Here is a 12192-nt window from a genome sequence, read left to right on the forward strand (position 1 = left end):
CCTCATAGATTAAAAGAATAACTCCTTAATCAATGCCGTTAAGAAAATATTTGCAAGTGCAATCGGCAATAATACTTTCCAACCAAACTCCATTAACTGGTCACCTCTTATACGCGGGAATGTAACGCGGAACCAAATTAATAGAAAGACTACACTGCTAAATTTCAAAGCAAACCATACGGCACCTGGGATAAATCCAAGAAACATGACTGGATTCCACCCGCCTAAAAAGAGCACTGTAATTAACGATGCCATCCCGAAGAAATATACGTACTCTGAAAGCATGAAAAACGCCCAGCGAAAACCTGAGTATTCCGTATGATATCCAGAAACAAGTTCTGACTCCGCTTCTGGCAAATCGAATGGCGTCCTATTTAACTCTGCAACTGCTGCAATTAAGAAAACGACGAAGCCAATTGGCTGCACGAAAATGTACCAAACTTTCTCCTGCGCCGCTACAATCTCATTTAAATTCAGGCTACCAGCTAACAAAACGATACCAATTACACTCATTACGAGCGGAATCTCATAAGAAATCATTTGTGCCGCCGCACGCATCCCTCCTAAAAGGGAATATTTATTATTCGACGCCCATCCCCCAGTTACAACACCTATCGTCGTAATACCGGAAACAGCGATATAATAAAGTAGCCCGACTCCAATATCGGCAAATTGAAATTTATCAGTGAACGGGATAACTGCCAGCACCATAAATGCTGGCGCAAATGCAATGACAGGTGCTAATATAAACAGCGGTTTATCTGCTGCTTTCGGAATACTATCTTCTTTCAATAATAGTTTTAAAACATCAGCTACCGTTTGCAGTAAACCGAATCGGCCTCCAACCTGGTTTGGTCCAATCCGCCCTTGCATAAACCCCATCACTTTCCGTTCTGCCAAAATTCCATATGTAACGAAGCCAAGGACTGCAAATAGTAGAAGCACCGCTAATCCGAAAAAAATGAAGAAATTCGTCCAGCTTGAAGGTGATTGTAAGAGCGTCTCAATCATTAGCCATCAACCTCCCCAAGTACAATATCAACTCCACCTAAAATCGTAATTAAATTAGCGATATTTTCACCTTTCAATAACTTCGGTAAAATTTGCAAGTTATAAAAAGATGGCCTACGAAACTTCAAACGGTACGGCTCTTTCTTTCCGTCACTAGCGATATAACAACCAATCTCTCCGCGCGGCGATTCGATACGTACAAACGCTTCTCCCTTAGGTGCCTTAATAATTTTCGGTACTTTTGCCAGCACAGCTCCATCTTTCGGGAACTGCTGAACTGCTTGCTCAACAATCTTTAAAGACTCCTCGATTTCTTGCATTCGGCAAACGTAGCGATCCCAAGCATCTCCCACGCTTCCAACAGGAATATCAAAATCAAAACGATCATAAATCGAATACGGCTCATCTTTGCGAAGATCCCAGTTTACTCCAGTGCACCGCAAATTTGCTCCGCTTAAAGAATACGAGATCGCTTCTTCCGCGCTATATATACCAACGCCTTTCACACGATTTAAGAAAATCTCATTACCGCTAACAAGATCATGATAGCCTGCCAATTGCTCTCTCATATACGGAACAAACTCTTCCACCTTTTCAATCCAACCATCTGGCGCATCCCACTTCACACCGCCAACTCTCATATAGTTAAAAGTAAGCCGTGCCCCGCATAATTCATTTAATAAATTTATAATCATCTCTCGTTCACGAAACGCGTACAAAAACGGGCTGACCGCTCCTATATCAAGAAGATTCGTCCCCCACCAAACGAGATGGCTTGCAATTCTCCCTAGCTCCATCGCAAGTACTCGCAAGTATTCGGCACGCTCCGGAATTTCAAGCCCCATCATCGTCTCTACAGCATGGCAAATGACGTAATTATTCGTCATGGCTGATAAATAGTCCATTCGATCTGTATAAGGGATAATTTGCGTATACTGTAAGCTCTCAGCAATCTTTTCGGTCCCGCGATGCAAATACCCAATAACCGGTGTAGCTTCTTTAATAATTTCCCCGTCAATCTTAATTACGAGCCTGAACACACCATGTGTACTCGGATGCTGAGGTCCTACATTCAAAAGCATCTCTTCCGTACGGATCATAGCTACACCTCCACATCATACGGTTCATAGTCTTTTCTAAGCGGATGTCCTACCCAATCATCTGGCATTAAAATGCGCGTTAAATTCGGATGCCCTTTAAATACAATGCCGAGCAAATCGTATGCTTCTCGCTCCGGCCAGTCAGCCCCTTTCCAAAGCGCTGTCACAGATTCAACTTGCGGTTCTTCCCGGTCTAGCTTTACCTTCACCGCTACCGATTGTTTCTTACCATATGAAAACAAATGAACATATACTTCCATATGTGTCACAAAATCCGTCGCATGTAGCTCTGACATATAATCAAAAGCAAGTCCTTCATGGAATCGCAGTGACTCCATCACTTCATAATATTTTTCGGGATCTACCACAAGAGTCGGCACATCCTTTGACAGTTTATTAATGTAGGAATCTACTAATGCACCCTCTCCTACCTTCTCCCTAATAGCCTCAACATATTGATTTAAATACGGCTGATTTACGAACGGTTCTTCCTGCTTCGGCTCATCCTCTTTCTTACCTTCAGCTCCCTTTGTCTTCGCTCTTGCAGCTGCAGCTGCTGCTGCTTTCGCTTTTGCCGCTGCAATTGCCTTTGCCTTTTCATCTCCCGAATCCCCATCACCTTGCGAGGCTTTCTGCTTCGCCAATGTTGCCGCTTTTGCCTTGGCCGCTGCCACCGCCTTCGCCTTGGCTTTCGCTTTTTCTTCTTCCGTTACTTCTTCTGTTTCTTCTCTTTTCTGCTTCGCTAACGCCGCCGCTTTTGCTTTTGCAGCCGCTGCCGCCTTGGCTTTCGCTTTTTCTTCTTCCGTTACTTCTTCTATTCCTTCTCTTTTCTGCTTCGCTAACGCCGCCGCTTTTGCTTTTGCAGCCGCTGCCGCCTTGGCTTTCGCTTTTTCTTCTTCCGTTACTTCTTCTATTCCTTCTCTTTTCTGCTTCGCTAACGCTGCCGCTTTTGCTTTTGCAGCTGCTGCCGCCTTCGCCTTTACTTTCGCTTTTTCTTCTTCTGTCCCTTCTCTTTTTTGCTTCGCTAACGCTGCCGCTTTTGCAGCTGCTGCTGCACGTCGTTTCGCTTCTTCTATAGTAATATCATCGTTTTTTGGTAGCGCTTTCTCTTTTTCTTGATCTTCTTCCTCAAGCTCACTTATTTCCGCCTCGTGTTTCGCTACAAGGCGTTTTCTCGCTTCTTCTTTTGCACGCCTAGCTGCTTCTTTTTTCAGCTCCTCTAAATCTTTATTTGGATTACTCATTTATTCGTCACCTGCTTCCCGGTCTTTGCTTCGTAACGAATTTTTTCTTTTAATTTATTAATTCCATAAATTAAAGCAGCTGGATTTGGGGGACAACCAGGAATATACACATCAACTGGTACAATTTGGTCTACACCTTTCACAACAGCATATGAATTTACATACGGACCACCTGCTGTCGCACAAGATCCCATCGCAATAACCCATTTCGGTTCAGGCATTTGATCATATAAACGCCGAACAATAGGAGCCATCTTCTTCGTTACTGTTCCCGATACAATCATGACGTCCGATTGCCTTGGTGAAGTCCGAAAAAATGACCCAAATCGATCTAAATCGTAATGTGATGAGCCTACTCCCATCATTTCAATTGCACAGCACGCCAGTCCGAATGTCATCGGCCATAAAGAATTACTCCTCGCCCATCCTTTCAACTGTTCCAATGTAGAAAAAAAGATATTTCGTTCTAATTCTGCTCGCTCATTTGGATGTAATTCCTCAAAATTTATAACCATTGTAACACCTTCTTTTTCCAAGCATACGCTAATCCAACTAGCAACATTACAACAAAGATGAGCATTTCAATTAATGCAAATAAACCTAGCTTGTCATACGCAACAGCCCAAGGATATAAAAATAAAGTTTCTACATCAAAGATCACAAACAATAAAGCGAAAATATAATAACGAGCATGAAACCGAATATTTGCATCATGAAAAGGCTCAATTCCACTCTCATACGTCGTCGCCTTTGCTGCACTTGGTTTATTTGGGCGCAGCATCCTTCCTAATGTAAGAGCCACTACCGGCAGCAATATACCTAATAGCAAGAAAATCAAAACGATCATATAACTATTTTCATATACACTTGCCATTGTGAAACCCTCCCCCCTAAATTAAGAACAAGTTCACATAGTAAACAATATGTCCTAGTTGCAGTAATTATTATTTTTAATTTTTTCTAAATAATGCAACTATTCTAATCATTATAACAAACTTCAAATTCCTATGTCGATATGTTGGGAGACAGAAACAAGAATTATTAAAATCTATCTTTACAACTTGCTATAATTGTGCAAAATAAATATAAAACTTATATATGCTTTTCAAGAAACCGTAGGTGATATAAATGAAAAAACAAACACATGTAAGTATTCTTATAAGCATTGTATTGCTGTCTATAACGATTCACTACGTAGCGATGCCTTTTCTATATGAATACTCATTTCCTTTTCAGCTATTAATCGGAATGAGTACCTTATTAATTGATATTATCGCTTGTAGTTATATACTTTACTTTTCAAACATGAAAGAAGGGCTACCTCGTTTATTTTGGATCATATTATCTACTGGAGCTCTCTCTTATTTTATCGGTGATATAGTCGTTGCCTATCAGCGTTTAATTGTAAAGGACTTCTATACGTTCGTTGATCCGTCTGATTTTTTTTACTTACTTTTTTTAGTTAGTTTTGCATTTGCCTTTCTATACGAAATCACTTATAACCGAGATTTATTAGAAAAACTTTTTATGCTATGTGATATTTGTATTATCGTTACAGCCCAATTTACTTTAAGTTACTACCTACTTATTGAACGAACCATTCACATCTTTACAACATCCTATATCGACATATTTGTTCAACTTACCTATCCAATGGCTGATTTACTCTTTCTCTTAATAGGAATCAATCTTTTATTCAAACCACTATCCTTATTACCTAAAAAGGTTGGTGCACTTCTTGGCAGTGCCTTAATTTTATATGCTACTACAGATGCGATTTATGCTTATATAAAATACTTCACACCAGAGTATTCTATGTTTACAGTTACTCCTTTCTATCAAGTAACCTTAGTACTAGTAGCAATCGCCTGTATTCTCCATACAAAAGAACCTGAAAAACAAGAGCAAGTACTACTAACACCTAAAATTGGTGAATCAATCCGATTATCATTGCCTTATATTTCAGTAGTAACACTTATTCTTTTTATATTAGTTGAATACGTCTTTGCGCCTATTATAGTAATCGGTCTTATAATAACTTTCTCTTTCGTTCTCATACGTCATAGTTTAGTTCGAAAACAAAATAAAATATTATTGTTAGCTCAAATGCAATTCAACTCAGAACTCGAGAAACAAATTAAACTACGTACAGAAGATTTAGTAGAACAGAAAAATGAACTCTATCATAATCAACAAATGTTTAAATCTTTATACGAGCATCATCCAGATCCAATCTTCACATTAGATTTATACGGCAATTTTCTCAAAGTAAATAACGCTGGTACTACTTTACTCGGTTATCAAACGAATGAATTATTAAACCAGCCTTACTATTCACTCATATACGAAGAAGATTTAGAAGAAATGATTAATTCCTTTCATCGTGTAAAAAAGGGACATTCTATCTCTTTAGAAATACGGGCGTATCATAAAAACAGAGATATTTACTACTTGCACGTTACCGCCGTACCGATCTTTTTAAAGGAGAAAATTTCTGGGGTTTATTTAATGATTAAAGATATTACGGAAAGCAAACAACAGCAAGAACAGATTAATTTCTTAGCATACCATGATACTTTAACAGAGCTTGCAAATCGTCGTGCATTTCATCAACATTTGGAACAGGCAATTGCACGAGCAAAAATATCGAAAAAGCCTTTTGCTGTTATGTTTCTCGACCTAGACCGTTTTAAAGTTATTAATGATACCCTCGGCCATCGAGTAGGAGACCTATTGCTCATCGCAGTAGCAAAAAGGCTCGAAAGAATATCAACATCAAATATGAAACTCGCGCGGCTAGCTGGAGATGAATTCACCATCCTTATCGAAAATTACAAAAAAAATCCAGATGTCCAAAAAATAGCTGATATGATTGTGGCGGCCATGAATGAGCCATTTGAAATCGAAAATCAACATTTACAAATCTCACCGAGTATCGGAATTGCAATATATCCTGAAGCAGGTGAAGATGCGCTATCCATTTTGCAGCATGCTGATATGGCCATGTACGAAGCAAAAAATAAAGGGAAAAACGGTAGCTCTCTTTACACGAAAGAACTATATAAAAAAATGGAACGAAAAGCTCGAATCGAAAAAGATTTGCCAATCGCTTTAGTAAACAAAGAATTTTATCTCGTTTATCAACCACAAATTGATACGACAACAAATAAAATTATAGGTGCTGAAGCTTTAATACGGTGGAAACACCCGCTATTAGGTGACATTTCACCATGTGAGTTTATTCCAATTGTAGAAGAGACGCCACAAGTAGTCCCACTTGGACATTGGGTATTACAAGAAGCTTGTCTCCAATTAAAAATATGGCATACCTTTGGCTACCAAAATTTAAAAATAAGTGTTAATTTATCCGCAAAAGAATTCCGGCAAGATCAATTAATCGAAAGCATTTCACAAATATTAAACGACGTGCAAGTCGATCCAAAATATGTAACCCTTGAGTTAACAGAAAGAATTGCAATGATTGACGAGAAAGAAACGTTATTGAGACTGAAACAATTAAAAGAGTACGGTATCCAAACTTCCATTGATGACTTCGGTACTGGGTATTCTTCTCTTGCTTATTTATCAATTTTTCCAATCGATACATTAAAAGTACCGAGAGAATTCACACAATTAGCTGATCATCGTCCTGAAGAACGAGCCATCGTTTCTACAATCCTTTCCCTCGCAAATACTTTAAATCTTTCAGTCGTTGCCGAAGGAATTGAAACCGAAAAACAGCTTAAGTTTCTGCAAAAACATAACTGTAAATATATGCAAGGTTACTATTTCAGTAAACCACTTACTAGTAATCAGTTTATAAAGTTTCTACAAAAAAAACCCAGTATGAACAAATAATTCATACTGGGGGTTTTATAGTGCTAAATTTTTTTCTCATAATATTCTTCTGCGATTTCTTCGTAAAAAGCCGCAGATGTTGTGTAGAAATATGGAATTAACCATAAGAATCCAATCCCTAACGTAATACAACTCAATATAAACCAGCCAATAAAACTTAAACATAAAATGAAATACTCCATCTTATGTCCATCCATCATACGACGACTTTCTGTAATAGCTTGGTTCAGGGAATACTCAGGATGATCGTTTATAATAAAGTACGTCATCGCATAAGAAAATGATTTAATAATACCTGGAATAATGAACAATAACGTCCATAAGAAAAGATAAAGATTTACTAATAAATATAATAAAAATGATTTTAGAAATCTCTTTCCCTCTGAAAACCAAATGAATACATTACCAATACTAGCTTGCTTTTCACGAAGGATATTTAAACCAAGGTAATATCCACCTAAAGTTAACGGTCCAGTAACAAAAAATGTAAGAATATTCGTTGAAAGTGAACCATTTGTTTTTTGCCAACCGAAAATTAAAGAAAATCCCCAATCAACACTAAAACTAAAAGCCGTGATAAGAATTGAAATGAGTAGTGTAGCTCCAACAGCTAATCCCCATTTTCCTTCTAATGAATCTAGTGCTTCTCCTTTTAAATCACTAATCATGCGTAGCCTCGCCTCCTATACACAATAATTCTATTAGTATAGCATGTTCCTATTGAAATTCACCTTTTGAAATGTAGCGATAAAAGTGTGCTGTCGTTGTACTCATATACGGACTAAGCCAAAGAAAGCCTATTCCAAAAGTAAGAAGCGCTAAAATAGCCCATCCTATGAAGCTCAGCCATAAAAGAAACAAATCTAACTTATGGCCCTTCATAAGATTCTTACATTCCTTCATCGCCTGCGAAACACTATATTCTGGATTTTCAATCATCACATAGTACGTCAGCGCATAAGAAAAATACATCACAATCATACCAACAATTGAAATCGCTAATAGTACGAAGAAAGCTATTGCAAATGACGTATTCCCTTCTTCACCTAACAATGCAAATAAGCCTATTAACAGCATCGGAATCCATGTACCTGTATATAACAAAATCGCAAGCATTGCCCACATTGTTTTCATCATTCTTTTAAAACCGCGAAATCCTTCGAATAAGTGATCTACTTTAGCATCTTCTCGTTTACTAATCTGTAAAAATACATTTGTATAACCATATGATGTAATCCCATACGATGCGTTACTCAAAATTATCATAATGCAATAAAAAATCCCAAAGGTAATACCTGCTCCAATTGACATCGTTTCCTCTTCAAATGATCCAGTTAAGCTTGCAACTGAGAGAAATATAATAATTCCTGGAATTAATAGTATAAGCATTGCAGCCATCGAAACGACATAACTTAAAATAAAATATAAAATTGTTGATCCAACACCTAGTCCCCATTTTCCCTTTAAAGAGTACAATGCTTCTCGCTTCATTTCACCAATCATTGATTCATCCCCTTTATGAAATATAAATTGTTGTACACTTCTACTTATACAAGCATCAATATAATTATACCAGTTTTGTAAAATTATCCATAAAATACACAAAAAAATCCGTAAAGGCAAGGGCCCTTACGGATTTTTTTACTTCATATCAGAAACGTTTAAACGGTTCACGGCACGTTGCAAGGCCATTTCTGCACGTTTAAAGTCAACATGTGCTTGTTTATCTTGCATACGTTGCTCAGCGCGACGCTTCGCTTCATTTGCACGATGGATATCGATATGGTTTGCTTCTTCAGCAGATGATGATAATACAGTCACTTTATCTGGACGAACTTCGATAAAGCCACCGCTTACTGCTACATAATCAGTGTGTCCACCATTTTTCAGACGAACTGCACTAATTTTTAATGGTGCAACAGTTGGAATGTGACCTGGTAAGATCCCCATTTCCCCACTCTCTGCTTTTACACTTACCATTTCTACTTCTTTTTCGTAAACCGGTCCATCAGGAGTTACAATACTGACTGGAAATGTCTTCATACTTCGTCCCTCCTAAGGCCTTATGCCATCATTTTCTTCGCGTTTTCAATAACTTCTTCAATGCCACCTACTAAGCGGAATGCATCTTCTGGAAGGTCATCATATTTTCCTTCTAGAATTTCTTTGAAACCACTAACTGTATTTTTTACAGGTACGTAAGAACCTTTTTGACCTGTAAACTGCTCAGCTACGTGGAAGTTTTGAGATAAGAAGAATTGAATACGACGAGCACGATGTACAACTAACTTATCTTCTTCAGATAACTCATCCATACCTAAGATAGCGATGATATCTTGAAGTTCTTTATAACGTTGTAAAGTTTGTTGTACTTGACGAGCTACTTCATAATGTTCTTCTCCTACGATTTCTGGAGAAAGTGCACGAGATGTAGATGCTAATGGATCTACGGCTGGGTAAATACCCATTTGTGTTAAACGACGCTCTAAGTTTGTTGTTGCATCTAAGTGAGCGAACGTTGTAGCTGGTGCTGGGTCAGTATAGTCATCGGCTGGTACATATACCGCTTGGATAGACGTGATAGACCCTTTATTTGTAGATGTAATACGCTCTTGTAATTGACCCATTTCTGTTGCAAGTGTTGGTTGGTAACCTACCGCAGATGGCATACGACCAAGAAGGGCAGATACTTCAGAACCCGCTTGCGTGAAACGGAAGATGTTATCGATGAACAGAAGTACGTCTTGTCCTTGCTCATCACGGAAATGCTCAGCCATTGTTAAACCTGTTAATGCAACACGTTGACGTGCTCCAGGTGGCTCGTTCATTTGTCCGAATACCATCGCAGTTTTCTTGATTACGCCAGAATCGCTCATTTCGTGGTATAAGTCATTACCCTCACGAGTACGCTCACCTACACCAGCGAATACAGAGATACCACCGTGCTCTTGTGCGATGTTGTTAATTAATTCCTGAATTAATACTGTTTTACCTACACCGGCACCACCGAATAGGCCGATCTTACCACCCTTAATGTAAGGAGCAAGTAAGTCTACTACTTTAATACCAGTTTCAAGAATTTCTACTTTAGTAGATAATTCTTCGAATGCAGGTGCTTGACGGTGAATTGGATCACGGTGTACATCCGCAGGAAGTTCACCATCTAAGTCAATTGCATCACCTAATACGTTGAATACACGTCCAAGTGTTACATCACCAACTGGTACAGAGATTGCTTTACCAGTATCTTCTACTTCTGTGCCACGAACAAGTCCATCTGTGGAAGACATCGCAACTGTACGAACTGTATCATCACCTAAATGAAGTGCAACTTCAAATGTTAAGTTCATGCTTCCGTTTTCGTTGCTTTGTTTTACCGTAAGGGCGTTGTAGATTTCTGGTAGCTTTCCGCCATCAAACTTAACGTCTACAACCGGACCCATGATTTGCGTAACGCGCCCTTTATTCATCGGGTTCCCTCCTAGCTTTCTTTTAATTAGCCAGCTTTCTAAGAGAAGTTGGCTTTTAATTTTTTATTAGTTTAGCTTACGCGACTCTTTTGAAAGAGCCGCTTCCGCTTTTTATTGAATCTAGTTCCAGCGGCTAGAACAGTCGGTCATTTCGCGCCTTCCTGTGAGGCAAACTACGCCTCTTCGTCAGGAGCTCCAATGCCCTCCTTTTCTGGACGAGCCGCTTCCATTTTTTACTGAATCTAGCTCCGGCGGTTAGAATGTTCGGTGGCTTCGCTTTTTCCTACGAGGCACAAATCGCCTCTACGTCAAAAGCTCCATCCCCCTCTCATTCTGAACGAACCGCCTACGCTTTTTAATACTACTCTAACGCTGCTGCTCCACCAACGATTTCCGTAATTTCTTGCGTAATCGCTGCCTGACGCGCACGGTTGAATGAAAGTGTAAGTGAATCGATAACTTCCATTGCGTTGTCTGTAGCACTCTTCATTGCTGTCATACGCGCTGCGTGCTCACTTGCTTTACCATCTAGTAATGCACCGTACACTAAGCTTTCTGCGTATTGTGGCAATAGTACTTTTAAAATTTCTTCTTCAGAAGGTTCGAATTCATAAGCTGTCGTCGGTTTATCAGACGCCACATCAGTAAGCGGTAAAATTTTATTTTCCGTTACTTCTTGTGAAATTTTACTTACGTAATGGTTGTAGTAAATATACAGCTCATCATAAGCGCCATCTGCAAACATCGCAATTGCTCGAGAAGCAAGATCTTTAATATCAGTAAATGATGGGTGGTCAGATAATCCAACTACTTCATCAATAATATTAAAGCCGCGACGTTTTAAATAATCACGTCCTAGTCGTCCAAGCACAATAATTGAATATTGGTTTGAATCCATATTATGACGTTCACGAATTACATTACTCACTGTACGTAATACGTTACTGTTATAACCACCTGCTAGTCCGCGATCAGATGTAATAACGATGTATCCTGTACGCTTTACAGGACGCGCATTTAGCATCGGATGATTAATTCCTTTACTTCCTTGCGCAATGCTCGCTACTACTTCTTGAATCTTTTCCATATACGGAACGAAAGATTTAGCATTTTGTTCTGCACGGTTTAACTTAGATGCAGATACCATCTCCATCGCTTTCGTAATTTGACTCGTTTTCTTTGTCGAGGTAATCTTCGCTTTTATATCGCGTAAAGATGCCACAGGTTTTCACCACCTTTTTTCCGGAAGTTGGCACGATTAGTAAGAATCCTCTTCCTAATCTACGTTGCAAGATATTCTTGCTCATGATTGAAGGAAAAGAATAGGTGCACCTACTCTTTTCCTTTACATAACCGTCAGCAATCTCAAAGATTGAGATGCCTATATATATTATTATCTAGCTCCAGCGGCTTGAATGCTCGGTGGCTTCACTTCTTCCTACGAGGCAAAAACCGCCTCTTCGTCAGAAGCTCCATCCCCCTCACATTCAGAACGAGCCGCTTCTGCTT

Annotated in this window: 11 protein-coding genes; 1 reads left to right on the forward strand and 10 read right to left on the reverse strand. The window is 39.0% G+C overall.

What is annotated here, in order from left to right:
* Window positions 1–9: 9 nt before the first annotated feature.
* Genes nuoH through nuoA form a run of 5 tightly spaced genes read right to left on the reverse strand, consistent with a single transcriptional unit; the run spans window position 10 to window position 4229 of the window.
* The gene (gene nuoH / locus JFU02_RS18175) at window positions 10–1011 is read right to left on the reverse strand and encodes an NADH-quinone oxidoreductase subunit NuoH (protein ID WP_000573426.1); all 1002 of its coding nucleotides are present in this window, start codon (window positions 1009–1011) and stop codon (window positions 10–12) included.
* A complete protein-coding gene (gene nuoD, locus JFU02_RS18180; protein WP_000621434.1) occupies window positions 1011–2111 on the reverse strand; it encodes an NADH-quinone oxidoreductase subunit NuoD in 1101 nt (366 codons plus the stop codon). Before nuoD ends, nuoH begins: the two co-directional genes overlap by 1 nt.
* Before the next feature lie 2 nt (window positions 2112–2113).
* Window positions 2114–3355, reverse strand: a complete 1242-nt coding sequence (locus JFU02_RS18185) for an NADH-quinone oxidoreductase subunit C (protein WP_201071396.1) — start codon at window positions 3353–3355, stop codon at window positions 2114–2116.
* A complete protein-coding gene (gene nuoB / locus JFU02_RS18190; protein WP_000236331.1) occupies window positions 3352–3870 on the reverse strand; it encodes an NADH-quinone oxidoreductase subunit NuoB in 519 nt (172 codons plus the stop codon). The genes JFU02_RS18185 and nuoB overlap by 4 nt, the downstream gene beginning before the upstream one ends.
* Window positions 3861–4229: an NADH-quinone oxidoreductase subunit NuoA gene (nuoA, locus tag JFU02_RS18195; protein WP_000179273.1), complete on the reverse strand. Its 369-nt coding sequence runs from the start codon at window positions 4227–4229 to the stop codon at window positions 3861–3863. The genes nuoB and nuoA overlap by 10 nt, the downstream gene beginning before the upstream one ends.
* Before the next feature lie 254 nt (window positions 4230–4483).
* Here nuoA and JFU02_RS18200 point away from each other — a divergent pair, with 254 nt between their 5' ends.
* Window positions 4484–7213 (forward strand): putative bifunctional diguanylate cyclase/phosphodiesterase, encoded by a 2730-nt coding sequence (locus tag JFU02_RS18200; RefSeq protein ID WP_097820866.1) that lies wholly within the window; start codon window positions 4484–4486, stop codon window positions 7211–7213.
* Between the two features lie 23 nt (window positions 7214–7236).
* On the opposite strand, the gene JFU02_RS18205 is transcribed toward JFU02_RS18200, so the two are convergent.
* The 5 genes from JFU02_RS18205 to atpG form a co-directional block, all read right to left on the reverse strand.
* Complete coding sequence (locus tag JFU02_RS18205) at window positions 7237–7881, reverse strand: DUF975 family protein (RefSeq protein ID WP_000622466.1); 645 nt, start codon at window positions 7879–7881, stop codon at window positions 7237–7239.
* A 49-nt stretch (window positions 7882–7930) separates the two neighbouring features.
* The gene (locus tag JFU02_RS18210; protein ID WP_061667081.1) at window positions 7931–8716 is read right to left on the reverse strand and encodes a DUF975 family protein; all 786 of its coding nucleotides are present in this window, start codon (window positions 8714–8716) and stop codon (window positions 7931–7933) included.
* A 138-nt stretch (window positions 8717–8854) separates the two neighbouring features.
* Window positions 8855–9256: a F0F1 ATP synthase subunit epsilon gene (gene atpC, locus JFU02_RS18215; RefSeq protein ID WP_000847214.1), complete on the reverse strand. Its 402-nt coding sequence runs from the start codon at window positions 9254–9256 to the stop codon at window positions 8855–8857.
* A gap of 20 nt (window positions 9257–9276) precedes the next feature.
* Window positions 9277–10683 (reverse strand): F0F1 ATP synthase subunit beta, encoded by a 1407-nt coding sequence (gene atpD / locus JFU02_RS18220; protein ID WP_001032597.1) that lies wholly within the window; start codon window positions 10681–10683, stop codon window positions 9277–9279.
* A 361-nt stretch (window positions 10684–11044) separates the two neighbouring features.
* Entirely contained in the window at window positions 11045–11905 is an 861-nt protein-coding gene (atpG, locus tag JFU02_RS18225; RefSeq protein ID WP_000157703.1) for a F0F1 ATP synthase subunit gamma, read from the reverse strand.
* Between the last annotated feature and the right edge of the window lie 287 nt (window positions 11906–12192).

It is taken from the genome of Bacillus sp. TH13, from assembly GCF_016651175.1.
In the GTDB taxonomy this organism is placed as follows: domain Bacteria; phylum Bacillota; class Bacilli; order Bacillales; family Bacillaceae_G; genus Bacillus_A; species Bacillus_A thuringiensis_S.